This window comes from Pseudomonas syringae group sp. 26L6, from assembly GCF_032587815.1.
In the GTDB taxonomy this organism is placed as follows: domain Bacteria; phylum Pseudomonadota; class Gammaproteobacteria; order Pseudomonadales; family Pseudomonadaceae; genus Aquipseudomonas; species Aquipseudomonas amygdali.
Genome location: NZ_JAWHPJ010000018.1, coordinates 302,350 through 326,327, shown reverse-complemented (window position 1 = coordinate 326,327; position 23,978 = coordinate 302,350). Strand labels below are relative to the sequence as shown.

Below are 23,978 nucleotides of genomic sequence, written 5' to 3'. Positions count from 1 at the left end.
GCATGAATAGCCCGCTAATCCAGACTGACCGTTTCGCCCTGAGCGAAACCGAGCGCTCGACCATCGAGCACGAGATGCATCACTACGAAGACCCGCGCGCGGCGTCCATCGAGGCCCTGAAGATCGTTCAGAAAGAGCGTGGCTGGGTGCCCGATGGTGCCATCTACGCAATCGGCGATTTGCTCGGCATCCCCGCCAGCGACGTCGAAGGTGTTGCAACCTTTTACAGCCAGATCTTCCGCCAGCCGGTCGGGCGTCACATCATTCGTGTCTGCAACAGCATGGTCTGCTTCATCGGCGGCCATGAAAACGTGGTAGACGAGATCAAGAGTTCACTGGGTATCGGCTTGGGTCAGACCACCGCTGACGGTCGCTTCACCTTGCTGCCGGTCTGCTGCCTCGGCAACTGTGACAAGGCGCCGGCCGTGATGGTCGACGACGACACTTTCGGCGATGTACAGCCTGCTGGCGTTGCCAAGATGCTGGAGGGTTACCTATGACCATCACTTCCTTCGGCCCTGCCAACCGCATTGCGCGCACGGCAGAAACCCATCCGCTGACCTGGCGTCTGCGCGACGACGGCGAGCCGGTCTGGCTCGACGAGTATCAGGCCAAAGACGGTTATGCAGCAGCGCGCAAGGCGCTGACGCAACAGTCGCCTGACGATATCGTCCAGTCGGTCAAGGACTCGGGCCTCAAGGGCCGCGGCGGTGCGGGCTTTCCTACCGGCGTTAAATGGGGCCTGATGCCCAAAGACGAATCCATGAACATCCGCTATTTGCTGTGCAATGCGGATGAGATGGAACCCAATACCTGGAAAGACCGCATGCTGATGGAGCAACTGCCCCATCTGCTGGTCGAGGGCATGCTGATCAGTGCGCGTGCGCTGAAAGCCTATCGTGGCTATATCTTCCTGCGTGGCGAATACGTAACGGCCGCCAGGCACTTGAACCGCGCCGTGGCCGAAGCGAAGGCTGCCGGCCTGCTGGGCAAGAACATCCTCGGCACCGGCTTCGACTTTGAACTGTTCGTACACACCGGAGCCGGCCGTTACATCTGCGGTGAAGAAACCGCGCTGATCAACTCGCTGGAAGGCCGCCGCGCCAACCCGCGCTCCAAGCCGCCCTTCCCTGCTGCCGTAGGCGTCTGGGGCAAGCCGACCTGTGTAAACAACGTCGAAACCCTGTGCAACGTGCCCGCCATCGTCAACAACGGCAACGACTGGTACAAGTCGCTGGCCCGCGAAGGCAGTGAAGACCACGGCACCAAGCTGATGGGCTTCTCCGGCAAGGTTAAAAACCCGGGTTTGTGGGAGCTGCCATTTGGCGTACAGGCTCGCGAACTGTTCGAAGACTACGCCGGTGGCATGCGCGATGGCTTCAAGCTCAAGTGCTGGCAACCCGGCGGCGCCGGTACGGGTTTCCTGCTGCCAGAGCATCTGGACGCCCAGATGTACGCAGGCGGTATTGCCAAGGTCGGTACCCGGATGGGCACCGGTCTGGCGATGGCCGTCGACGATTCGGTCAACATGGTTTCACTGCTGCGCAACATGGAAGAGTTCTTCGCTCAGGAGTCCTGCGGCTTCTGCACCCCATGCCGCGACGGTTTGCCATGGAGCGTAAAAATGCTTCGCGCCATCGAGAAGGGTCAGGGGCAGCCGGGGGATATCGAAACCCTGCTGGGTCTGGTCAATTTCCTCGGCCCAGGCAAGACCTTCTGCGCCCATGCACCGGGCGCTGTTGAACCGCTGGGCAGTGCGATCAAGTATTTCCGTTCGGAGTTCGAAGCCGGTATTGCGCCAGCCAGCGCAACCACGCTCGTTCCGGGCAAAAGTCCGACCGTGGTCGGCGCATAACAAGACACAACGGTCGGCGGCTGTTCGGGCTGCCGTCCTCGTACCTGCTGACGCCCCTTGGGCTGAACGATACGGGTACTACCGAGATTCCATTAGCCACGCCCGCTGACAACGGGCCAACGAAGACCTTTGAACCATGGCTACTATTCACGTAGACGGCAAAGCGCTCGAAGTCGATGGTGCAGACAACCTGTTACAGGCATGTCTGTCGCTGGGCCTCGATATCCCTTATTTCTGCTGGCACCCCGCCCTTGGCAGCGTTGGCGCCTGTCGCCAGTGCGCGGTCAAGCAGTACACCGACGAGAACGACACCCGTGGTCGTATCGTCATGTCCTGCATGACGCCAGCCACCGACAACACCTGGATCTCCATCGAAGATGAAGAGTCCAAGGCCTTCCGGGCCAGTGTTGTCGAATGGCTGATGACCAACCACCCGCATGACTGCCCGGTCTGCGAAGAAGGCGGTCACTGCCACCTGCAGGACATGACAGTGATGACCGGCCACAACGAGCGCCGTTATCGCTTCACCAAGCGTACTCACCAGAATCAGGAGCTGGGGCCGTTCATCGCGCATGAGATGAACCGCTGCATCGCCTGTTATCGGTGCGTACGCTTCTATAAAGACTACGCAGGCGGCACTGACCTGGGCGTTTACGGCGCTCACGACAATGTTTACTTCGGTCGCGTTGAAGACGGCACGCTGGAAAGCGAGTTCTCCGGCAACCTCACCGAGGTCTGTCCGACCGGTGTGTTCACCGACAAAACCCACTCCGAGCGCTACAACCGCAAGTGGGACATGCAGTTCTCGCCAAGCATCTGCCACGGTTGCTCCAGCGGCTGCAACATTAGCCCGGGTGAGCGTTACGGTGAATTGCGCCGTATCGAAAACCGCTACAACGGCTCGGTCAACCAGTACTTTCTCTGCGACCGCGGCCGTTTCGGCTATGGCTACGTCAACCGCACAGACCGTCCACGTCAGCCACTGCTCGCTGAAGGCCAGGTCAAACTGAGCCTTGACGAAGCACTGGACAAGGCAGCGGATCTGTTGCGCGGCCGCAACATCGTTGGTATTGGCTCACCTCGCGCCAGCCTCGAAAGCAACTACGCACTGCGCGAGCTGGTCGGAGCCGAGCATTTCTACAGCGGCATCGAAGCCGGCGAGCTGGAGCGTGTGCGCCTGATCCTCAAGGTGCTGAATGACAGCCCGCTGCCGATCCCGACCCTGCGTGACATCGAAGATCACGATGCCATTTTCGTGCTCGGCGAAGACCTGACCCAGACAGCTGCACGTATGGCCCTGGGCCTGCGTCAGGCCGTCAAAGGCAAGGCTGAAGACATGGCTGCGGCGATGAAAGTCCAGCCGTGGCTCGACGCGGCCGTGAAGAACATTGGCCAGCACGAACTTAACCCGCTGTTCATTGCCAGCATCGCCGAGACTCGTCTCGACGATATCGCAGAAGAATGCGTGCACGCTGCACCTGACGACCTGGCTCGCATCGGTTTCGCCGTTGCCCATGCACTGGACGCCAGCGCCCCGGCCGTAGAAGGTCTGGACAGCGAGGCGCTGGAACTGGCGCAACGTATTGCCGATGCCCTGCTCGCGGCCAAACGTCCGCTGATCATTTCCGGCAGCTCGCTGGGTTCGACAGCGCTGATCGAGGCGGCGGCAAACATTGCCAAGGCCTTGAAGCTGCGTGACAAGCAAGGCTCCATCAGCCTGATCGTGCCGGAAGCCAACAGCATGGGTCTGGCGATGTTTGGTGGCGATTCTGTCGATGCCGCCCTGCAAGCAGTGATTTCCGGTCAGGCCGACGCCATCGTAGTACTGGAAAACGATCTGTATCGCCGTGTAGACGCCAAAATTGTCGACGCTGCGCTGAGCGCTGCGAAAGTCGTGATCGTCGCCGACCACCAGAAAACCCCGACCAGTGATCGTGCGCATCTGGTTCTGCCCGCTGCCAGCTTCGCTGAAGGCGACGGCACGCTGGTCAGCCAGGAAGGCCGCGCCCAGCGCTTCTTTCAGGTATTCGATCCGACCTACCTGGATGCCAGCATTCTGGTTCACGAAGGCTGGCGCTGGCTGCATGCCCTGCGCGCCACCTTGTTGAACAAGCCGGTCGACTGGACGCAACTCGATCACGTCACCGAAGCCTGCGCCGGCAGCACGCCGCAACTAGCGGGTATCGTCAATGCGGCGCCGTCTGCATCGTTCCGGATCAAGGGCCTTAAACTGGCTCGCGAACCGCTGCGTTATAGCGGCCGTACCGCGATGCGAGCCAATATCAGCGTGCATGAGCCGCGCACCTCGCAAGACATCGACACAGCGTTCTCCTTCTCCATGGAAGGCTACTCGGGCTCGGCCGAGCCTCGTCAGCAGGTGCCATTCGCTTGGTCGCCGGGCTGGAACTCGCCGCAGGCCTGGAACAAGTTTCAGGACGAAGTCGGCGGTCACTTGCGCGCCGGCGACCCGGGCACTCGCCTGATCGAAAGCCAGGGCGATGGTCTGTCGTGGTTCTCCAGCGTGCCACGTGCGTTCTCTCCAGAGCGCGGCACCTGGCAGGTCGTGCCGTTCTTTCACCTGTTCGGCAGCGATGAAACATCGTCTCTGGCCGCGCCGGTTCAGGAACGTATCCCGCAGGCTTATGTAGCGCTGGCCAAATCCGAAGCCGATCGCCTGGGTGTCAACGATGGTGCCCTGCTCTCCTTGAGCGTTGGCGGTGAATTGCTGACCTTGCCGTTGCGCATCAGCGAAGAACTGGGCGCAGGCCTTGTGGCATTGCCGGCAGGACTGCCTGGCATTCCGCCGGCACTCTTCGGCAAATCCGTTGACGGTCTGCAGGAGGCAGCGCAATGACCTGGTTTACCCCTGATGTGATCGACGCAATCATTGCAGTGGTCAAGGCCATCGTGGTGTTGCTGGCGGTCGTGGTTTGTGGTGCCCTGCTGAGCTTCATCGAACGTCGTCTGCTGGGCTGGTGGCAGGACCGTTATGGTCCGAACCGTGTGGGTCCGTTCGGCATGTTCCAGATCGCAGCCGACATGCTGAAGATGTTCTTCAAGGAAGACTGGACCCCACCGTTCGCCGACAAGGTGATCTTCACCCTGGCGCCGGTGGTTGCCATGAGCGCCCTGCTGATCGCCTTTGCGGTCATCCCGATCACCCCGACATGGGGCGTGGCGGACCTGAACATCGGTCTGCTGTTCTTCTTCGCCATGGCGGGTCTGTCGGTGTATGCGGTGCTGTTCGCCGGCTGGTCGAGCAATAACAAATTCGCCCTGCTGGGCAGCCTGCGAGCTTCGGCACAAACCGTATCCTACGAAGTGTTCATGGGCCTCGCGCTGATGGGCATCGTGGTTCAGGTCGGCTCGTTCAACATGCGCGACATCGTTGAATATCAGGCGCAGAACCTGTGGTTCATCATTCCGCAGTTCTTCGGCTTCTGTACGTTCTTCATCGCGGGTGTTGCGGTCACTCACCGCCACCCGTTCGACCAACCGGAAGCCGAGCAGGAACTGGCTGACGGCTACCACATTGAATATGCCGGCATGAAATGGGGCATGTTCTTCGTGGGCGAATACATCGGGATCATTTTGATCTCGGCACTGCTGGTCACGCTGTTCTTCGGTGGCTGGCACGGCCCGTTCGACATTCTGCCATCGCTGGCATTCTTCTGGTTCGCCTTGAAAACCGCGTTCTTCATCATGCTGTTCATTCTGCTGCGCGCTTCCATCCCGCGCCCGCGTTATGACCAGGTCATGGATTTCAGCTGGAAGTTCTGTCTGCCGCTGACCCTGATCAATTTGCTGGTGACTGCTGCGATTGTGTTGTTGAACACACCGGCAGGCTCGGTTCAGTGAGGATTTGACCCATGTTCAAATATATTGGTGACATCGTTAAGGGTACAGGTACCCAGTTGCGCAGCCTGGTCATGGTCTTCGGCCACGGCTTCCGCAAACGCGACACCCTGCAATATCCCGAAGAACAGGTATATCTGCCGCCCCGCTACCGCGGCCGTATCGTTCTGACCCGCGACCCTGACGGCGAAGAGCGCTGTGTAGCCTGCAACCTGTGTGCAGTGGCATGCCCGGTCGGCTGTATTTCTCTGCAGAAGGCCGAGACAGAAGACGGACGCTGGTACCCGGACTTTTTCCGTATCAACTTCTCGCGCTGCATTTTCTGCGGCCTGTGTGAAGAAGCGTGTCCGACTACCGCAATCCAGCTTACGCCGGACTTCGAGATGGCCGACTTCAAGCGTCAGGATCTGGTGTACGAGAAGGAAGATCTGCTGATCTCCGGTCCCGGCAAGAACCCTGACTACAACTTCTATCGCGTTGCCGGTATGGCCATCGGCGGCAAGCCCAAGGGCTCCGCACAGAATGAAGCCGAGCCTATCAACGTCAAGAGCTTGCTGCCTTAAGGAAGTAAAGATGGAATTCGCTTTCTACTTCGCATCCGGTATCGCTGTTGTATCCACCCTGCGGGTGATCACCAACACGAATCCGGTGCATGCCCTGCTCTACCTGATCATCTCGCTGATCGCTGTGGCCATGACTTTTTTCAGCCTCGGTGCGCCGTTTGCCGGTGTGTTGGAAGTCATTGCCTATGCGGGCGCGATCATGGTCCTGTTCGTGTTTGTGGTGATGATGCTGAACCTCGGCCCAGCCTCGGTTCAGCAAGAGCGTGCATGGCTCAGACCCGGCATCTGGATTGGTCCGGTGATTCTCGGCACGCTGTTGCTGGCCGAGTTACTGTACGTACTGTTCGCCAATCCAACCGGCGCTGCAATCGGTCACACCACAGTCGACGCCAAGGCGGTCGGCATCAGCCTGTTCGGGCCTTATCTGCTGGTGGTGGAACTCGCCTCGATGCTGCTGCTTGCTGCAGCCGTCACGGCATTCCATCTGGGCCGCAACGAGGCCAAGGAGCCAAGCCAATGAATGCTATCCCTCTTGAGCACGGTCTGGCGGTCGCCGGGGTCCTGTTCTGCCTAGGTCTGGTCGGCCTGATGGTGCGCCGTAACATTCTCTTCGTTTTGATGAGTCTGGAAATCATGATGAACGCCTCTGCACTGGCGTTCGTAGTTGCCGGCAGTCGTTGGGCGCAACCGGATGGGCAGGTCATGTTCATCCTGGTGATCAGCCTTGCGGCAGCCGAGGCCAGTATCGGCCTGGCGATCCTTATGCAACTGTATCGCCGCTTCCACACTCTCGATATCGATGCTGCCAGCGAGATGCGCGGATGAATCTTCTCTTTCTGACTTTCGTATTCCCCCTCATCGGCTTTCTGTTGCTGTCGTTCTCTCGCGGACGCATCTCGGAAAACCTCGCGGCGCTGATTGGCGTCGGCTCTATCGGCCTGTCAGCCATTGTCACGGCCTGGGTCATCTGGCAGTTCAACGTTGCACCACCGGAAGGTGGTCACTACACCCAGGTGCTGTGGCGCTGGATGGACGTTGATGGCTTCCAACCCAACTTCGCGCTGTATCTGGACGGTCTGTCCGTCACGATGCTGGGCGTAGTGGTTGGCGTCGGTTTCCTGATTCACCTGTTTGCGTCCTGGTACATGCGCGGTGAAGCGGGCTACTCGCGCTTCTTCTCCTACACCAACCTGTTCATTGCCAGCATGTTGTTCCTTGTTCTGGGCGACAACCTGCTGTTCCTCTACTTCGGTTGGGAAGGTGTGGGCCTGTGCAGCTACCTGTTGATCGGTTTCTATTACAGCAACCGTAACAACGGCAACGCAGCGCTCAAGGCATTTATCGTTACGCGTATCGGCGACGTGTTCATGGCCATCGGCCTGTTCATCCTGTTTCAGCAATTGGGTACGCTCAATGTGCAGGAGTTGCTGGTCAAGGCACCGGAGCACTTCAAAGTCGGCGATTTCTGGATCGTGCTGGCAACGTTGATGCTGCTGGGCGGTGCTGTCGGTAAATCGGCACAACTGCCACTGCAAACCTGGCTGGCAGATGCGATGGCCGGTCCTACACCGGTTTCGGCACTGATCCACGCAGCAACCATGGTTACCGCGGGCGTCTACCTGATCGCGCGGACTCACGGCCTGTTCGCACTGGCACCGGACATACTGCATCTGGTCGGCATTGTCGGCGGCGTGACGCTGGTTCTGGCGGGTTTCGCCGCACTGGTACAGACCGACATCAAGCGTATCCTCGCCTACTCGACCATGAGCCAGATCGGTTACATGTTCCTGGCATTGGGCGTAGGCGCATGGGAAGGCGCGATTTTCCACCTGATGACACACGCCTTCTTCAAGGCCCTGCTTTTCCTTGCTTCCGGTGCGGTGATCGTTGCCTGCCACCACGAGCAGAACATCTTCAAGATGGGCGGCCTGTGGAAGAAATTGCCATTGGCCTACGCCAGCTTCATCGTCGGCGGTGCCGCACTGGCTGCCCTGCCGCTGTTGACAGCAGGCTTCTACTCCAAGGACGAAATTCTCTGGGAAGCATTCGCCAGCGGTAACAATGGCCTGTTGTATGCCGGTCTGGTGGGCGCGTTCATGACGTCGCTGTACACCTTCCGTCTGATCTTCATCGCGTTCCACGGCGAAGCCAAGACCGAAGCACACGCAGGTCACGGTATTGCTCATTGGTTGCCGCTGTCGGTACTGATCGTGCTGTCGACGTTCATTGGCGCGCTGATCACCCCGCCACTGGCAGGTGTTCTACCGCAGAGCGTCGGCCATGCCGGTGGCGAAGCCAAACACAGTCTGGAAATCGCCTCTGGCGCCATCGCCCTGGCCGGTATCCTGCTGGCAGCGCTGCTGTTTCTCGGCAAGCGCCGCCTGGCGACGGCTATCGCCAACAGCGCTCCGGGCCGTTTCCTCTCGGCCTGGTGGTTCGCGGCATGGGGCTTCGACTGGATCTACGACAAGCTGTTCGTCAAGCCGTATCTGGCAATCAGCCATGTACTGCGTAGTGATCCGTTCGACCGCACCATCGGCTTGATCCCACGTCTGGTCAAAGGCGGTCATGACACCATGAGCCGCACCGAGACCGGCCAGTTGCGTTGGTATGCTGCCTCGATCGCCGTGGGTGCCGTTCTGGTACTCGGTGCCGTCGTTCTGGTTGCGATCTGATATGAACCTTGCGAATTTGCGAAAGGAATTGAGCCCGTCATGATTCTGCCCTGGCTAATCCTGATCCCCTTTATCGGCGGCCTGCTGTGCTGGCTGGGTGAGCGCTTCGGCTCTACCCTGCCGCGCTGGATCGCGCTGCTGACAATGACCCTCGAACTGGTTCTCGGCCTCTGGCTGTGGGCTACCGGCAATTTCGGCTATGCGCCGGTGCCTGGCGCCGACCCGACCTGGGCCCTGGAATTTCACCACCCGTGGATCACCCGCTTCGGCATCGACGTGCATCTGGCACTCGATGGCCTGTCTCTGCTGATGATCCTGCTGACCGGCCTGCTCGGCGTGTTGTCGGTACTGTGCTCGTGGAAGGAAATCCAGCGCAAGGTAGGCTTCTTCCACCTGAACCTGATGTGGATTCTGGGCGGTGTGGTCGGCGTGTTCCTGGCCATCGACCTGTTCATGTTCTTCTTCTTCTGGGAAATGATGCTGGTGCCGATGTATTTCCTCATCGCGCTCTGGGGTCACAGCTCTTCGGACGGCAAGAAGACTCGTATCTACGCCGCAACCAAGTTCTTCATCTTCACTCAGGCCAGCGGCCTGATCATGCTGGTGGCGATCCTGGGTCTGGTGCTGGTGCACTTCAATCAGACAGGCGTGATCACCTTTGCCTACGCTGACCTGCTGAAGACCAAACTGGCACCGGGGACCGAATACATCCTGATGCTGGGCTTCTTTATTGCCTTTGCCGTGAAGCTGCCAGTGGTTCCGTTGCACTCCTGGCTGCCGGATGCGCATGCCCAGGCACCGACTGCCGGTTCTGTCGACCTGGCAGGTATCCTGCTGAAGACCGCGGCCTACGGCCTGTTGCGCTTTGCCCTGCCACTGTTCCCCAACGCATCGGCCGAGTTCGCACCGATTGCAATGACGCTGGGCCTGGTCGGTATCTTCTACGGCGCATTCCTGGCGTTTGCCCAGACCGATATCAAGCGCCTGATCGCGTTCTCAAGCGTCTCGCACATGGGCTTTGTACTGATCGGCATCTACTCCGGCAGCCAGCAAGCGCTGCAAGGCGTACTGATCCAGATGATTGCCCACGGCCTGTCGGCTGCGGCACTGTTCATCCTCAGTGGCCAGTTGTACGAGCGCCTGCACACTCGTGACATGCGCGAGATGGGCGGTCTGTGGTCGCGTATCGCCTACATCCCGGCCATCAGCCTGTTCTTTGCTGCCGCCTCTCTGGGTCTGCCGGGCACGGGCAACTTCGTGGGCGAGTTCCTGATTCTGCTGGGCAGCTTCGCCAGTTCGCCATGGATCACTGCAATTGCCACGTCCGGCCTGGTGTTCGGCTCTGTCTACTCGCTGATCATGATCCACCGCGCCTATTTCGGCCCGTCGAAGTCCGACGAGGTTCTGAAGGGCATGGACGGACGTGAAATGATCATGGTGCTGGGCCTTGCCGTGTTGCTGGTCGTGCTCGGGGTTTTCCCGCAGCCGTTCCTCGACACATCGGCAGCGACCATGCACGGCGTGCAGCAATGGCTAGGCACTGCCTTCACTCAACTCGCTTCGGCCCGGTAAGAGCGCTATGGACCTGACGATTCAACACTTTATTGCGCTTGCGCCACTGCTGATCACCAGCCTCACCGTTGTAGTGGTGATGCTGGCAATCGCATGGCGCCGCAATCACTCGCAAACGTTCCTGCTTTCGGTAGCAGGTCTCAACCTGGCCCTGCTGTCGATCTATCCGGCGCTGAAAGTTGCCCCGCTGGTCGTGACACCACTGCTGCACATCGATAACTTTGCCTGCCTGTACATGGCGATCATCCTTGCCTCTACCCTGGCCTGTGTGACCATGGCACACGCCTATCTGGGTGACGGCAAGGCTGGGTATCCAGGCAACCGTGAAGAGCTTTACCTGCTGATCCTGCTGGCGGCTGCCGGTGGTCTGGTGCTGGTCAGCGCTCAACACCTGGCCGGGCTGTTCATTGGTCTGGAGCTGCTCTCGGTGCCGGTCTACGGTCTGGTGGCGTATGCCTTCTTCAACAAGCGCTCGCTGGAAGGCGGCATCAAGTACATGGTGCTATCGGCCGCAGGTTCAGCGTTCCTGCTGTTCGGCATGGCGCTGCTGTACGCAGAAGCTGGCTCGCTGAGCTTCGAGGGTATTGGCAAAGCCATTGCCGCGACAGGGATGCCAAGCCCGATTGCCAGCCTGGGTCTGGGCATGATGGTCGTCGGCCTGGCCTTCAAGCTGTCGCTGGTGCCTTTCCACCTGTGGACACCGGACGTTTACGAAGGCGCCCCTGCGCCGGTCGCGGCCTTCCTGGCAACCGCCAGCAAGGTGGCGGTATTTGCGGTACTGGTGCGTCTATTCCAGATTTCACCGGCAGCCAGCAGTGGCGTACTGCATGACGTGCTGGCAGTCATTGCCGTAGCGTCGATTCTGGTCGGCAACCTGCTGGCGCTGACTCAGACCAACCTCAAGCGTCTGCTGGGCTACTCCTCCATCGCCCACTTCGGTTACCTGATGATTGCGCTGGTGGCCAGCAAAGGCATGGCGGTCGAGGCGATTGGTGTCTATCTGGCAACTTACGTCCTCACCTCGTTGGGCAGCTTCGGCGTGATCACCATGATGTCTTCTCCTTACAGCGGACGTGATGCCGACGCGATGTTCGAATACCGCGGTCTGTTCTGGCGTCGCCCTTACCTGACGGCAGTCATGACCCTGATGATGCTGTCGCTGGCAGGTATCCCGCTTACCGCAGGCTTCATCGGCAAGTTCTACATCATTGCCACCGGTGTCGAGTCGCAACTGTGGTGGCTTATCGGAGCACTGGTGATCGGTAGCGCCATTGGCGTGTTCTATTACCTGAGAGTGATGGTCACCATGTATCTGGTCGACAACAAGCTTCCACGCCACGATGCAGCGATCAACTGGGCGCAGCGCACTGGCGGCGTTATGCTGCTGGCCGTCGCGATCCTGACCTTCGTGCTGGGCGTGTACCCGCAACCGCTGCTGGATCTGGTGGTCAATGCCGGTCTGCACGTGGCAGGCTGATCATCTGCAAACAAAAAACCCTGCTATCGAGCAGGGTTTTTTTTGCCTTCGGAAACAGCTGAAATGGTTACCCGTCGACGCTTTTCGCGGCCCGCACAGCGCCTGGCGATATGCCCACCGTTCTTTTGAATGCGCGACTGAAGGCCGCCAATGAACCGTACCCCAGCTGATTGGCAACGGCCTCCACCGAATGCTGCTCGCGGCTCAGGCTGTGAAATGCCAGGCGCATTCTCAGCTCCGTCAGGTACTGCAATGGCGGCTTACCCGTTGCTTCGAGAAAGCGCTGTGCGAACACTGATCGAGAATGCCTGGCCTCATGGGCAAGCGTAGCTACCGTCCAGCTTCTGCCTGGATGCTGGTGCATCATAACGATGGCTCGACTCAGCCGAGGGTCTTGCAAAGCACCGAGCCAGCCCGTGGCATTCCCACAGCCGCCTGCAACCCAGCCACGCACCAGCAGCGCGGCCACGACTTCAGCAAGACGTGCCAGAATGCCTGCGTGCCCAGCCTGTAGCATCAAGGCTTCACGCTCCATTGCCTCGAGCATGGGCCGCAGCTCGGGACACGTCTCCAGCAGAGTGCTGACCTGCATAACATCCGGCATGGCGGCAACAAGCGGCTGCATGCCGCCCAGCTCCAACTCCATGCAACAGCTGAAGATAATCGCCTGATCAACAGCTCCGCCCTCCCCGGCATCTGCTTGATCTTGAACGCCATCGCTGATGCCAGTAGACGGATCAAACCGCTGTACATCGCTTGCAGACGTGTTTTCGATCGTCAACATAGCGTGGTGCCCACCGCGCGGAATAAGAACCGCGTCTCCGGTATCGAGCTTGTATAGAACGTTCTCAGCGCTGCGTAGCCAGACAGGCCCACGTCCGACGAAATGAAACTGTGCTCGTCCGATTGCGTTAGTGAAGCCAACACCCATAGGCGGCACAACTTCCAGCCTGCGGAATTGAACGCCGAAAAGACGCATACCGAGCAGCAGCTCGCTGATGGGGTCATTTGACGGGGATTGCATGGAGAAAGGCCACTTCGAGTTCAGGACGATCAATCAATTTATCAGGATCTTACGTCATAGACCGTCCTACATCATCGACCTACAGTGCGCCCATCACTTCTGCCGCGTGGAAATAGCCTCATGAATCACATTCGCTTCGTTCACCTGCTGCGCAATACCTTGCTTGCTGCGCTGCTGACAGGACTATCGTCACTGGCCCTGGCAGTAGACAAACACTACACCGTCACAGCCCCTGACGGCGTCGAACTCGCTGTGCAGGAATCAGGCGATCCGAACGGGCAATCCCTGATTTTCATTCACGGTTTGTTGGGCAGCCGCCTCAATTGGGAAAAGCAGATCGTTAGTCCGCAGCTGCAGCGTTATCGAATGATTACCTATGACCTGCGCGGTCACGGGCTTTCCGACAAGCCCGCTAATACCGAGGCGTACCGTAACGGGCGCCGTTACGCGGACGATCTGGCAGCGGTACTTGAAGCCACGAACAGCAAGCGTCCAGTATTGGTCGGCTGGTCATTGGGGGGCGTGGTCATGTCTAACTACCTCGCCGCCTATGGTGACGCGAAGATCGGCGGCGTTGTGTATGTTGATGGTGTCATTGAGCTTAATGCTGCTCTGATTACAGCCCATCCTCATGTATATGCCGGCCTGAGTTCAGAGGACCTGAAGACACACCTTGATGCAGTACGCACTTTTCTCGGACTGTGCTTCCACACACAGCCAGATGCACCGACTTTCGAACGACTTTTGTCCAATGCTGCGATGGCATCGTGGACGATGACCCGTGCCACGCCTGCAATGACTGTCGATGTGGCCAAAGGCTTGCCCAAAGCAAAGGTGCCGGTATTGATGCTGTATGGTGCCAAGGATGAGCTGGTCAACGTTCAGCCCAGCATCGCACGCGCCCGGCAACTCAATGCGCGGATTCTATCGAAGGTGTACGAAAACTCAGGTCACGCGCCATTTCTGGAAGAAGCATTGCGCTTCAATACCGATCTGGCAGCCTTCATGGAGTCGGCTGTCATTGCCGCAAGGGGCTCTGAATGAAGTCTGTTCCAGGCCTGTTACATAAATGAATAACCCGCGCATCCCCCTGCCTGATAACGACAGGGGCATTCGCGGGTCTGTATCGGCCACGCGTAACGGTATGTTAGCCTGGCAGCCTGACGGGCTTCTTGGCACCGCTGAACAAACCCCAGCTGGAGATGAACAGTGCGGCCACCAGAGGCCCTATGACAAAGCCGTTCAGACCAAAGACCGACATACCGCCCAGCGTGGAAATCAGGATCAGGTAGTCCGGCATTTTCGTGTCCTTGCCCACCAGGATCGGACGCAGCACGTTATCCACCAGACCGATCACGAAAACACCGAACAACCCCAGCACTACACCTTGCCAGATCATGCCACTGAGCAGGAAGTAGACAGCCACTGGCGCCCAGACAATCCCCGCCCCCACAGCGGGCAACAGCGACAGGAAGGCCATGATCACCGCCCACAGCAACGCACTCGGGATGTCCAGCGCCCAGAAGATAAAACCGCCCAGCGCACCTTGCGTCACCGCGACCACGACGTTGCCCTTGACCGTGGCACGTACCACTCGAGTGAACTTGAGTTGCAGACGACGCTTCTGCTGTTCGCCCAACGGAAAGGCCGTACGTATCTTGCGTACCAACTCCTGCCCATCTCGCAGGAAGAAGTACAGCAGGTACAACATGATGAACACGCTCACCACGAAATCGAAGGTGCCCTGCCCGAAGCTGAACGCTTGAGTCGCCAGATACTGACTGCCCTGCATTGCCCCTTTGGTGATCTTGTCGCGCAATCCTTCAAGATCGCCCATGCCCAGTCGGTCGAGCAGTGCCTGGATCGAATGCGGCAGCAGGTCCTTGAACTCGGCGAGATAACCGGCGATATCCAGTTGCCCGGTCTCGACATTCTTGTACAGCGTGGTGCCCTCCTGAACCAGCAAGGCGCTGATGACGATCACCGGCAGAATCGCAATCACCAGACAGATGGTCAGGGTGCACAGGGAGGTAAGATTGCGTGACCAGTTGAACTTGATCTGCAACCTGCGCTGCACAGGCGCAAAGATGATCCCGAGAATGACCGCCCAGAATACTGCGCCGTAAAACGGCAGCAGAATCCATATGAATGCAATGGTGACCAGCACCAATAGCATGATGAGGGTTTTATATTGCAACGTGGTTTCGTTCATGTCCTGTCCATGTCAGTAGACCGCGCCTCGCGCCCGGTCTACAGCTTAGTCAGCACTTGAACGTACGAGTGCCATCTTCTATGAAGGCAATATGACCGCCATGGCAGGCGCAGGCTGTTGCGGACATCAGCGCCCCTGCCACGCAAGCATCAGACACGGAACTGGCCGACCAGACTGTCAAGGCGCGAGCCCAGTTCGGCAAGGCTGCGTGAGGTCTGTGCGCTTTGCCGGGTTTCGTCGGCGACGCTTTCGACTGCACCTGCGATCTGATGAACACTGCGATTGATTTCTTCGGCAACTGCCGTTTGCTCTTCGGCTGCGCTGGCAATTTGCGCGTTCATCGAATTGATCGTCGCGATCAACTCACCTATGGTCACCAGCGATGTTCCTGCTTCGTTGGCTTGCGCAGAGGTCCCGTCGCCAGCTTCGCTGGAACGGCGCATTGCCGTAACAGCCTCCTGAGTGCCCTGCTGCAGACGATCGATCATCCCTTGAATTTCCTGCGTGCTTTGCTGGGTGCGGCTGGCCAGCGCCCGAACCTCGTCGGCAACCACAGCAAAACCACGCCCTGCTTCCCCTGCCCTCGCGGCCTCGATGGCTGCATTGAGTGCGAGCAGGTTGGTTTGTTCGGCGATAGAGCGAATGACGCCCAGTACGCTGACGATCGAAGAAACGTCCTTTTGCAGAACATCCAGTGACGAGCCACTTTTGCGGATGTCGTCTACCAGCGCATGAATCTGTCTGATGCTGCCGTCCACAACGCGCTTGGCGGCGCGCCCTTGCTCGTCGGTCTGCTGAGCAGCCACGGAGGCACCCTGCGCGCTCTTGGCGACCTCTTGAGCCGCAGCCGACATCTGATTGATTGCGGTCGCCACCTGATCTGTTTCGTGGCGCTGACGGTCCATGGCGGTTTCCGAGCGCTGTGCCTGGGATGACACTTCTCCGACCAGTCCATTGAGTTGCCCGGTCATTTCACTGACCTGACGAACCATACCGTGGATCTTGTCGACAAACCGGTTGAACGAACCAGCCAGATCACCAAGCTCGTCATTACTGGTAATGGCCAGACGCCGAGTCAGATCGCCTTCACCCGCCGCGATGTCATCCAGATTGTTTTTCATCAAACCGAGCGGACGTAGCAAAGTGCCTGCCATCAATATCCCGATGACGCCAATGATGACCAGCACCAGGACGGTGATACCCAAAATGCTGTACAGCATTTCCTTCAGGCGCGCTTCGACGTTCTGCCTGACTTCGGCAACTTTAGCGTCAATGCCGTCTATATTGACGGCAGAACCGATGATCAGATCCCACTTCGGCAGATAATCCGTGTAGCCAATCTTGGGCACAGGTTCAGTCTTGCCAGGCAGGGCCGAGGAGTACATCACATAGTGAGTGCCCGCCTTGCCGACCGCCACCAGTTCGCGGTTGATGTAGACCCCGTTCGCATCGCGGGCGTCATTGAAACTCTTGCCCACGCCATCAGGACTGTTGCTACGGAATATCCGGATTACCTGAGAGTCATAGCCAAAGATATAACCATCCTTGCCATAACTGATGGAGGAAAGCAGCTTGATCGCATTAGCGCGCGCAGTTTCATCACCCGGCGCTGCCGCCTCGTAAAGCGGCTTGATGGCCGTCATGGCGATCGCAACGTAGTTCTGCAACGTTGCTTTGGCTTCAGAGAGCAAACGCTCTCGCGTATCACTGACCTCGCGCTCGGCCTGTCGGTGCAGCATGAACACCGTGGTAGCACTGATCACCAGCGCAAATATCAGAACCGGCAGAACTGCCAGCGACAGAACCTTGGCTTTCAGACTGAGACGCATAGGAGTGGCCTTATGGTTATTTTTATGAGTCAGAGATACCTGTCAGGCTATCGGCGGCATCCGATGGACATTAAGACCTGGCGTATTTTTTTGTATGAACACTCTGAGAGTTGCAGGCTGGCAACTTATGGAGCAGTGCGCTCGGGAAGATCAATGCGTACGCGAAGCCCTCCAGCGGGGCTCTCCTGCAACTGCAGTTGGCCGCCCCAGGCCTCAACGATATCGCGCACAATCCCCAGGCCAAGGCCATGACCGGTAATCTGCTCGTCAAGGCGAGCGCCACGGCTGAACACCTCTGGGCGCTGCGCTTCCGGAATACCGGGCCCGTCATCGTCCACCAGCAGGCTGAAGCCCTGAGCCTGACTGAAAATGCTCAGACGCACTTCACTGTCGGCCCACTTGCAGGCGTTATCCAGAAGGTTGCCCAGCAATTCGAGGATATCCTCCCGGTCCCACGGCAGGTGCATGCCTGCTTCGACATCGTTGACCAAATGAAGGTGGGCACCATGAATCATGCCCAACGTGGAAAACAGCCCGGGCAGTTCGGCATCACAGTCGAAACGGGCTCCGGGCAGCGCGTCCCCGGAAAGACGGGCCCGATTGAGTTCACGCTCCAGACGCAGACGGATATTTTCCAATTGCTCCTGCAACGTCTTGCGCAGTGCCGGGTTGCCGTCCAGCTGTCCACTGAGGGCCAGGCTGAGCAATACCGCAAGCGGTGTCTTCAAGGCGTGCCCCAGATTGCCCAGTGCATTGCGTGAGCGTTTCAGGCTGTCCTCAGTATGCGCAAGCAGGTGGTTGATCTGAGCCACAAGGGGCTCAAGCTCAAGGGGAACCTGATTGTCCAGTTGCGAACGCTGACCCTGCTGAAGCTGGAAGATCTGTTCGCGAACGGTTTCCAGGGGACGAAGCGCCCTGCGCACAGTGATGCGCTGCAAAACCAGCACCAGGATCAGCGCCGCGAGGCCGAGCCCGAGCCCGATCTGCTGCATGAGACGAAAGCTCGCCCTGACCGGCGTGTAATCCTGGGCGACGGTAATTGAAATCTGCTTGCCGAACTTTCGGTATTCGCTGGTCAGCATCAACAGCGATTGACCGGTCTTGCCGAGCTCAAGGTTAGCGTGCAACCCCACCCCAGGCTGAGGCAGCTCAAAATCCCACAAAGAACGGGAGCGCCAGTGGCCATGCGGCAAGTCCATGCGGAAATAGTGGCCGGACAGCGGACGCTGATAAGCACCCGACAAACGATGTTCATCCAGTTGCAGCCCGGCAGGCCCCCGCACCAGCGCCACCAGCAGGTTCTCGCTCTCATTGCGTAAGCCAGACTCCAGATAGCGCTGCAGGCCCACTTCAAACAACCAGAGACTGGTCTGCGCCATCACCAGGCCGACAACGACCATAACGGCGATAAGACCCAGGCTCAGACGCCGTTGTATGGATTTCAACCTCCGGCTCCGCCGTACAGATAGCCTTGGCCACGGCGTGTCTCGACCACTGCGCGGCCTAGTTTGCGCCTCAGGTGATTGACATGGACCTCGATGACATTGGAGTCACGCTCGTTTTCGCCATCGTACAAGTGCTCAGAGAGATGGCTTTTGGAGAGAATCTGTCCAGGGTGGAGCATGAAATAGCGCAGCAGACGAAACTCTGCAGACGTGAGCTGGATATCAACGCCATCCCGGCTGACACTCTGGCGACCTTCATCCAGATTAAGGCCGGCAGACTCCAGGGTTGGCTGGTTGGCAAGCCCGTGCGAACGCCTCAACAGGGCCTGAATACGCAACTGTAGTTCTTCAGGATGAAAAGGTTTGGTCAGGTAATCGTCAGCCCCCGCCTTCAAGCCTTCTATACGCTCTGACCACGAACCTCGTGCCGTCAGAATCAGTACGGGGGTAGCCAGGCCCTTGCCGCGCCATTGCTGGAGAACCTCAAGCCCGGGCATGCCGGGCAAGCCCAGATCCAGAACAATGAGGTCGTAGGGCTCGGTTGCGCCTTGATAAACCGCGTCACGACCGTCAGCCAGCCAGTCGACTGCGTAGCCTTGCCGTCCCAGCGCAGCGAGTAACTCATCCGCTAGAGGAACATGGTCTTCAACCAGTAGCAGGCGCATCAGTCATCATCCTCGTCTTTCAGCAATCGGCTATCGCGCGCATCGAACTTGAGCTCACGGACAACACCCTGCGGGGTCAGCAACTCGAATTCATACACGTACATGTTATTTTTTTCCTCAAGCTCAGCCTCCAGCAGGCGAGCGCCGGGATGAAGACCCAGCGCGCGCTCGATAAACTGTTCGAGGGGCAGTATCACCCCACGCTGCCGCAGACTGAGCGCTTCATCCTGATTCAGATCTCTGGCATAGACAAAAGAGCAGGTCAGACTCAAACCAAGGATGACACAGAGACGCTTGTCGACATTCATTAGTTATCCTGATGATTCCTGTAGACCTGGCCCGTAGCGGCGTCTATTTCTAGAACCCACTCAATATCGTGCTTGTCACGCAGCTCGACATTGTAAACGTACCTGCCGTATATATTCTTGAACTGTGTATCAAGAATGCTGGCACCAGGGTGCTTGCTGAGGGCGTTAGCATCGAGCTTTTCAGCAGACTGGAGAGTGCCCGCATTACTGAGGCGCAATACCTCCTGCGGATCGACACCACGCGCCTGGATGACACAAGACGTCAGAACACATGTCAGGGCCGTCAGCAGGGTTGTCAGCGTTTTCATTACTGGAGGTGTCCATAGCGGTCGATGCTTCTATGGCGATTACCTTACCCCGTACAACTTAACTCAAACTGAATTAATCTGGCCGAGTGCCATCAATCGCACTTGAAAGAATCGTTACACACGAGCCCTGCATGGAGTTTCAGGCCATTGCTGTTAAACTCGTCGACTGCATTTATCGCGTCTGCGATCGCCATTTTTCCGGGGCCAATACACAGTGGAAATTTTCAAAGAGTTTACCTTCGAGTCAGCACACCGCCTCCCTCACGTACCAGAGGGGCACAAGTGTGGACGTCTGCACGGCCATTCGTTTCGGGTCGGCATACATCTGGCAGGCAAGGTTGATCCTCACACAGGCTGGATTCGCGACTTTTCGGAAATCAAGGCTATTTTCAAACCGCTGTACGAACGCCTTGATCATAATTACCTGAATGACATCCCCGGCCTTGAGAATCCAACCAGCGAAAACCTGGCGAAATGGATCTGGGATGAGCTGAAGCCTCTGCTACCGGAGCTGTCCGCCGTTCGCATTCACGAGACCTGCACCAGCGGGTGCGAATACCGCGGGGATTGATTCTCCCGGAAAATAAAAAACCACCTCGACCAGGTGGTTTTTTTGTATCTGCACGGTACGAAAAAGACTTTATCGTGCCTCAAAAACAAAAACCCTCAACGCGTAAGCGATGAGGGTTTCTGGAATTTAATCTTGACGATGACCTACTCTCACATGGGGAAACCCCACACTACCATCGGCGATACATCGTTTCACTACTGAGTTCGGGATGGGATCAGGTGGTTCCAATGTTCTATGGTCGTCAAGAAATTCGGGTACCGAGTCGTGCCTTGCGGCGCGCTTCAGCAAATCGGGTATGTGATAGCTCGGTGCGTTTGTGACGCAAACCTTCGGTTCATGTCATCTTCACAGTCACCGCAATCTGGTCCTAGAGTCGACTCAAATTGCTTGGGTGTTATATGGTCAAGCCTCACGGGCAATTAGTATTGGTTAGCTCAACGCCTCACAGCGCTTACACACCCAACCTATCAACGTCGTAGTCTTCGACGGCCCTTTAGGGAACTCAAGGTTCCAGTGAGATCTCATCTTGAGGCAAGTTTCCCGCTTAGATGCTTTCAGCGGTTATCTTTTCCGAACATAGCTACCCGGCAATGCCACTGGCGTGACAACCGGAACACCAGAGGTTCGTCCACTCCGGTCCTCTCGTACTAGGAGCAGCCCCTCTCAAATCTCAAACGTCCACGGCAGATAGGGACCGAACTGTCTCACGACGTTCTAAACCCAGCTCGCGTACCACTTTAAATGGCGAACAGCCATACCCTTGGGACCGGCTTCAGCCCCAGGATGTGATGAGCCGACATCGAGGTGCCAAACACCGCCGTCGATATGAACTCTTGGGCGGTATCAGCCTGTTATCCCCGGAGTACCTTTTATCCGTTGAGCGATGGCCCTTCCATACAGAACCACCGGATCACTAAGACCTACTTTCGTACCTGCTCGACGTGTCTGTCTCGCAGTCAAGCGCGCTTTTGCCTTTATACTCTACGACCGATTTCCGACCGGTCTGAGCGCACCTTCGTACTCCTCCGTTACTCTTTAGGAGGAGACCGCCCCAGTCAAACTACCCACCATACACTGTCCTCGATCCGGATAACGGACCTGAGTTAGAACCTCAAAGTTGCCAGGGTGGTATTTCAAGGTTGGCTCCACGCAGACTGGCGTCCACGCTTCAAAGCCTCCCACCTATCCTACACAAGCAAATTCAAAGTCCAGTGCAAAGCTATAGTAAAGGTTCACGGGGTCTTTCCGTCTAGCCGCGGATACACTGCATCTTCACAGCGATTTCAATTTCACTGAGTCTCGGGTGGAGACAGCGCCGCCATCGTTACGCCATTCGTGCAGGTCGGAACTTACCCGACAAGGAATTTCGCTACCTTAGGACCGTTATAGTTACGGCCGCCGTTTACCGGGGCTTCGATCAAGAGCTTCGCTTGCGCTAACCCCATCAATTAACCTTCCGGCACCGGGCAGGCGTCACACCCTATACGTCCACTTTCGTGTTTGCAGAGTGCTGTGTTTTTAATAAACAGTCGCAGCGGCCTGGTATCTTCGACCGGCGTGGGCTTACGCAGTAAATGCTTCACCCTCACCGGCGCACCTTCTCCCGAAGTTACGGTGCCATTTTGCCTAGTTCCTTCACCCGAGTTCTCTCAAGCGCCTTGGTATTCTCTACCCAACCACCTGTGTCGGTTTGGGGTACGGTTCCTGGTTACCTGAAGCTTAGAAGCTTTTCTTGGAAGCATGGCATCAACCACTTCGTGTTCTAAAGAACACTCGTCATCAGCTCTCGGCCTTAAGATCCCGGATTTACCTAAGATCTCAGCCTACCACCTTAAACCTGGACAACCAACGCCAGGCTGGCCTAGCCTTCTCCGTCCCTCCATCGCAATAACCAGAAGTACAGGAATATTAACCTGTTTTCCATCGACTACGCTTTTCAGCCTCGCCTTAGGGACCGACTAACCCTGCGTCGATTAACGTTGCGCAGGAAACCTTGGTCTTTCGGCGTGGGTGTTTTTCACACCCATTGTCGTTACTCATGTCAGCATTCGCACTTCTGATACCTCCAGCAAGCTTCTCAACTCACCTTCACAGGCTTACAGAACGCTCCTCTACCGCATCATCATAAGATGATACCCGTAGCTTCGGTGCATGGTTTGAGCCCCGTTACATCTTCCGCGCAGGCCGACTCGACTAGTGAGCTATTACGCTTTCTTTAAAGGGTGGCTGCTTCTAAGCCAACCTCCTAGCTGTCTAAGCCTTCCCACATCGTTTCCCACTTAACCATGACTTTGGGACCTTAGCTGACGGTCTGGGTTGTTTCCCTTTTCACGACGGACGTTAGCACCCGCCGTGTGTCTCCCATGCTCGGCACTTGTAGGTATTCGGAGTTTGCATCGGTTTGGTAAGTCGGGATGACCCCCTAGCCGAAACAGTGCTCTACCCCCTACAGTGATACATGAGGCGCTACCTAAATAGCTTTCGAGGAGAACCAGCTATCTCCGAGCTTGATTAGCCTTTCACTCCGATCCACAGGTCATCCGCTAACTTTTCAACGGTAGTCGGTTCGGTCCTCCAGTTAGTGTTACCCAACCTTCAACCTGCCCATGGATAGATCGCCCGGTTTCGGGTCTATTCCCAGCGACTAGACGCCCTATTAAGACTCGCTTTCGCTACGCCTCCCCTATTCGGTTAAGCTCGCCACTGAAAATAAGTCGCTGACCCATTATACAAAAGGTACGCAGTCACCCAACAAAGTGGGCTCCCACTGCTTGTACGCATACGGTTTCAGGATCTATTTCACTCCGCTCTCCGCGGTTCTTTTCGCCTTTCCCTCACGGTACTGGTTCACTATCGGTCAGTCAGTAGTATTTAGCCTTGGAGGATGGTCCCCCCATATTCAGACAAGGTTTCTCGTGCCCCGTCCTACTCGATTTCATTGCAAAGGGATTTTCGCGTACAGGGCTATCACCCACTATGGCCGTCCTTTCCAGAACGTTCCGCTAATCTCAATACAACTTAAGGGCTGGTCCCCGTTCGCTCGCCACTACTAAGGGAATCTCGGTTGATTTCTTTTCCTCAGGGTACTTAGATGTTTCAGTTCCCCTGGTTCGCCTCTTGCACCTATGTATTCAGTACAAGATAACCATCTTATGATGGCTGGGTTCCCCCATTCAGACATCTCCGGATCACAGTCTGTTTGCCGACTCCCCGAAGCTTTTCGCAGGCTACCACGTCTTTCATCGCCTCTGACTGCCAAGGCATCCACCGTATGCGCTTCTTCACTTGACCATATAACCCCAAGCAATCTGGTTATACTGTGAAGACGACATTCGCCGAAAGTTTGCATTCACAAACTTTACCTTAGCCCGGACACGCACCAGTGAAAGAGGTGCCCGGTCTATTTCTTTCTATCACATACCCAAATTTTTAAAGAACGATCTAATCAAAGACTAGAAATCAACATTCATGCACTGATCATCAGGATCAATGGAATGCTCATTTCTAAGCTTTCAAACAGAAGCAGTAAGTGGTGGAGCCAAGCGGGATCGAACCGCTGACCTCCTGCGTGCAAGGCAGGCGCTCTCCCAGCTGAGCTATGGCCCCGTATTTCTACATA

19 protein-coding genes, 1 tRNA gene, 2 rRNA genes and 1 pseudogene are annotated in these 23,978 nt (G+C 57.4%); 12 read left to right on the top strand and 11 right to left on the bottom strand.

From position 1 onward, the window contains the following. Window positions 1-2: 2 nt before the first annotated feature. The 10 genes from nuoE to nuoN all read left to right on the top strand — a co-directional run bounded on the left by nuoE (window position 3) and on the right by nuoN (window position 11,997). Complete coding sequence (gene nuoE, locus RYA97_RS09135) at window positions 3-500, top strand: NADH-quinone oxidoreductase subunit NuoE (RefSeq protein WP_016982237.1); 498 nt, start codon at window positions 3-5, stop codon at window positions 498-500. Then, complete coding sequence (gene nuoF, locus RYA97_RS09130; protein WP_016982238.1) at window positions 497-1,855, top strand: NADH-quinone oxidoreductase subunit NuoF; 1,359 nt, start codon at window positions 497-499, stop codon at window positions 1,853-1,855. The genes nuoE and nuoF overlap by 4 nt, the downstream gene beginning before the upstream one ends. Before the next feature lie 136 nt (window positions 1,856-1,991). Then, window positions 1,992-4,709, top strand: coding sequence for an NADH-quinone oxidoreductase subunit NuoG (gene nuoG, locus RYA97_RS09125; protein WP_005780016.1), 2,718 nt, complete (start codon window positions 1,992-1,994; stop codon window positions 4,707-4,709). After that, window positions 4,706-5,713 carry an NADH-quinone oxidoreductase subunit NuoH gene (nuoH, locus tag RYA97_RS09120; protein WP_003371726.1) on the top strand — a complete coding sequence of 336 codons (1,008 nt, stop codon included), beginning with the start codon at window positions 4,706-4,708 and terminating at the stop codon, window positions 5,711-5,713. The genes nuoG and nuoH overlap by 4 nt, the downstream gene beginning before the upstream one ends. 11 nt (window positions 5,714-5,724) lie before the next feature. After that, window positions 5,725-6,273, top strand: a complete 549-nt coding sequence (gene nuoI / locus RYA97_RS09115; protein WP_002554018.1) for an NADH-quinone oxidoreductase subunit NuoI — start codon at window positions 5,725-5,727, stop codon at window positions 6,271-6,273. Window positions 6,274-6,283: 10 nt separating this feature from the next. After that, window positions 6,284-6,793: an NADH-quinone oxidoreductase subunit J gene (gene nuoJ, locus RYA97_RS09110; RefSeq protein WP_005745716.1), complete on the top strand. Its 510-nt coding sequence runs from the start codon at window positions 6,284-6,286 to the stop codon at window positions 6,791-6,793. Next, the gene (nuoK, locus tag RYA97_RS09105) at window positions 6,790-7,098 is read left to right on the top strand and encodes an NADH-quinone oxidoreductase subunit NuoK (RefSeq protein WP_002554020.1); all 309 of its coding nucleotides are present in this window, start codon (window positions 6,790-6,792) and stop codon (window positions 7,096-7,098) included. The genes nuoJ and nuoK overlap by 4 nt, the downstream gene beginning before the upstream one ends. Further along, window positions 7,095-8,948 (top strand): NADH-quinone oxidoreductase subunit L, encoded by a 1,854-nt coding sequence (gene nuoL / locus RYA97_RS09100; protein WP_004665699.1) that lies wholly within the window; start codon window positions 7,095-7,097, stop codon window positions 8,946-8,948. Before nuoK ends, nuoL begins: the two co-directional genes overlap by 4 nt. Window positions 8,949-8,987: 39 nt before the next feature. Continuing rightward, window positions 8,988-10,520: an NADH-quinone oxidoreductase subunit M gene (nuoM, locus tag RYA97_RS09095; protein ID WP_004665700.1), complete on the top strand. Its 1,533-nt coding sequence runs from the start codon at window positions 8,988-8,990 to the stop codon at window positions 10,518-10,520. Window positions 10,521-10,527: 7 nt separating this feature from the next. Beyond that, entirely contained in the window at window positions 10,528-11,997 is a 1,470-nt protein-coding gene (gene nuoN, locus RYA97_RS09090) for an NADH-quinone oxidoreductase subunit NuoN (RefSeq protein WP_002554023.1), read from the top strand. Window positions 11,998-12,064: 67 nt separating this feature from the next. Here the strand turns inward: nuoN and RYA97_RS09085 are convergent, their stop codons facing one another. After that, window positions 12,065-13,021 (bottom strand): AraC family transcriptional regulator, encoded by a 957-nt coding sequence (locus RYA97_RS09085; protein WP_316892273.1) that lies wholly within the window; start codon window positions 13,019-13,021, stop codon window positions 12,065-12,067. Window positions 13,022-13,141: 120 nt separating this feature from the next. Here RYA97_RS09085 and RYA97_RS09080 point away from each other — a divergent pair, with 120 nt between their 5' ends. Then, window positions 13,142-14,065: an alpha/beta fold hydrolase gene (locus RYA97_RS09080; protein WP_005741047.1), complete on the top strand. Its 924-nt coding sequence runs from the start codon at window positions 13,142-13,144 to the stop codon at window positions 14,063-14,065. Between the two features lie 103 nt (window positions 14,066-14,168). Here the strand turns inward: RYA97_RS09080 and RYA97_RS09075 are convergent, their stop codons facing one another. The 7 genes and pseudogenes from RYA97_RS09075 to RYA97_RS09050 form a co-directional block, all read right to left on the bottom strand. Continuing rightward, window positions 14,169-15,233 (bottom strand): AI-2E family transporter, encoded by a 1,065-nt coding sequence (locus RYA97_RS09075; protein WP_004659453.1) that lies wholly within the window; start codon window positions 15,231-15,233, stop codon window positions 14,169-14,171. A gap of 149 nt (window positions 15,234-15,382) precedes the next feature. After that, on the bottom strand, window positions 15,383-16,138 hold the full coding sequence (locus tag RYA97_RS26455; RefSeq protein WP_371911622.1) for a methyl-accepting chemotaxis protein: 756 nt from the start codon (window positions 16,136-16,138) through the stop codon (window positions 15,383-15,385). Between the two features lie 102 nt (window positions 16,139-16,240). Then, window positions 16,241-16,972, bottom strand: a pseudogene (locus tag RYA97_RS26450) (cache domain-containing protein); the annotation flags it as partial. Window positions 16,973-17,187: 215 nt separating this feature from the next. After that, on the bottom strand, window positions 17,188-18,507 hold the full coding sequence (locus RYA97_RS09065) for a sensor histidine kinase (protein ID WP_005741048.1): 1,320 nt from the start codon (window positions 18,505-18,507) through the stop codon (window positions 17,188-17,190). Continuing rightward, window positions 18,504-19,172 carry a response regulator transcription factor gene (locus RYA97_RS09060; protein ID WP_004659446.1) on the bottom strand — a complete coding sequence of 223 codons (669 nt, stop codon included), beginning with the start codon at window positions 19,170-19,172 and terminating at the stop codon, window positions 18,504-18,506. The genes RYA97_RS09065 and RYA97_RS09060 overlap by 4 nt, the downstream gene beginning before the upstream one ends. Continuing rightward, window positions 19,172-19,480 (bottom strand): PepSY domain-containing protein, encoded by a 309-nt coding sequence (locus RYA97_RS09055; RefSeq protein WP_002554027.1) that lies wholly within the window; start codon window positions 19,478-19,480, stop codon window positions 19,172-19,174. Before RYA97_RS09055 ends, RYA97_RS09060 begins: the two co-directional genes overlap by 1 nt. After that, the gene (locus RYA97_RS09050) at window positions 19,480-19,788 is read right to left on the bottom strand and encodes a PepSY domain-containing protein (protein WP_005741049.1); all 309 of its coding nucleotides are present in this window, start codon (window positions 19,786-19,788) and stop codon (window positions 19,480-19,482) included. Before RYA97_RS09050 ends, RYA97_RS09055 begins: the two co-directional genes overlap by 1 nt. A gap of 214 nt (window positions 19,789-20,002) precedes the next feature. On the opposite strand from RYA97_RS09050, the gene queD reads away from it, so the two are divergent. Beyond that, window positions 20,003-20,359, top strand: a complete 357-nt coding sequence (gene queD / locus RYA97_RS09045; protein WP_002554029.1) for a 6-carboxytetrahydropterin synthase QueD — start codon at window positions 20,003-20,005, stop codon at window positions 20,357-20,359. A gap of 130 nt (window positions 20,360-20,489) precedes the next feature. Here the strand turns inward: queD and rrf are convergent. The 3 genes from rrf to RYA97_RS09030 form a co-directional block, all read right to left on the bottom strand. Next, a 5S ribosomal RNA gene (rrf, locus tag RYA97_RS09040) occupies window positions 20,490-20,605 on the bottom strand. A gap of 152 nt (window positions 20,606-20,757) precedes the next feature. Beyond that, window positions 20,758-23,650, bottom strand: a 23S ribosomal RNA gene (locus RYA97_RS09035). A gap of 239 nt (window positions 23,651-23,889) precedes the next feature. After that, window positions 23,890-23,965, bottom strand: a tRNA-Ala gene (locus tag RYA97_RS09030). Between the last annotated feature and the right edge of the window lie 13 nt (window positions 23,966-23,978).

Coding starts and splice junctions, on each gene's coding strand:
- RYA97_RS09085 (WP_316892273.1), bottom strand. CDS start 13,021: ATGCAATCCCCGTCAAATGACCCCATCAGCGAGCTGCTGCTCGGTATG.
- nuoJ (WP_005745716.1), top strand. CDS start 6,284: ATGGAATTCGCTTTCTACTTCGCATCCGGTATCGCTGTTGTATCCACC.
- nuoG (WP_005780016.1), top strand. CDS start 1,992: ATGGCTACTATTCACGTAGACGGCAAAGCGCTCGAAGTCGATGGTGCA.
- RYA97_RS26455 (WP_371911622.1), bottom strand. CDS start 16,138: ATGGACCGTCAGCGCCACGAAACAGATCAGGTGGCGACCGCAATCAAT.
- nuoE (WP_016982237.1), top strand. CDS start 3: ATGAATAGCCCGCTAATCCAGACTGACCGTTTCGCCCTGAGCGAAACC.
- nuoK (WP_002554020.1), top strand. CDS start 6,790: ATGAATGCTATCCCTCTTGAGCACGGTCTGGCGGTCGCCGGGGTCCTG.
- RYA97_RS09055 (WP_002554027.1), bottom strand. CDS start 19,480: ATGAATGTCGACAAGCGTCTCTGTGTCATCCTTGGTTTGAGTCTGACC.
- nuoN (WP_002554023.1), top strand. CDS start 10,528: ATGGACCTGACGATTCAACACTTTATTGCGCTTGCGCCACTGCTGATC.
- nuoH (WP_003371726.1), top strand. CDS start 4,706: ATGACCTGGTTTACCCCTGATGTGATCGACGCAATCATTGCAGTGGTC.
- nuoL (WP_004665699.1), top strand. CDS start 7,095: ATGAATCTTCTCTTTCTGACTTTCGTATTCCCCCTCATCGGCTTTCTG.
- RYA97_RS09050 (WP_005741049.1), bottom strand. CDS start 19,788: ATGAAAACGCTGACAACCCTGCTGACGGCCCTGACATGTGTTCTGACG.
- RYA97_RS09075 (WP_004659453.1), bottom strand. CDS start 15,233: ATGAACGAAACCACGTTGCAATATAAAACCCTCATCATGCTATTGGTG.
- nuoF (WP_016982238.1), top strand. CDS start 497: ATGACCATCACTTCCTTCGGCCCTGCCAACCGCATTGCGCGCACGGCA.
- RYA97_RS09080 (WP_005741047.1), top strand. CDS start 13,142: ATGAATCACATTCGCTTCGTTCACCTGCTGCGCAATACCTTGCTTGCT.
- nuoM (WP_004665700.1), top strand. CDS start 8,988: ATGATTCTGCCCTGGCTAATCCTGATCCCCTTTATCGGCGGCCTGCTG.
- RYA97_RS09060 (WP_004659446.1), bottom strand. CDS start 19,172: ATGCGCCTGCTACTGGTTGAAGACCATGTTCCTCTAGCGGATGAGTTA.
- nuoI (WP_002554018.1), top strand. CDS start 5,725: ATGTTCAAATATATTGGTGACATCGTTAAGGGTACAGGTACCCAGTTG.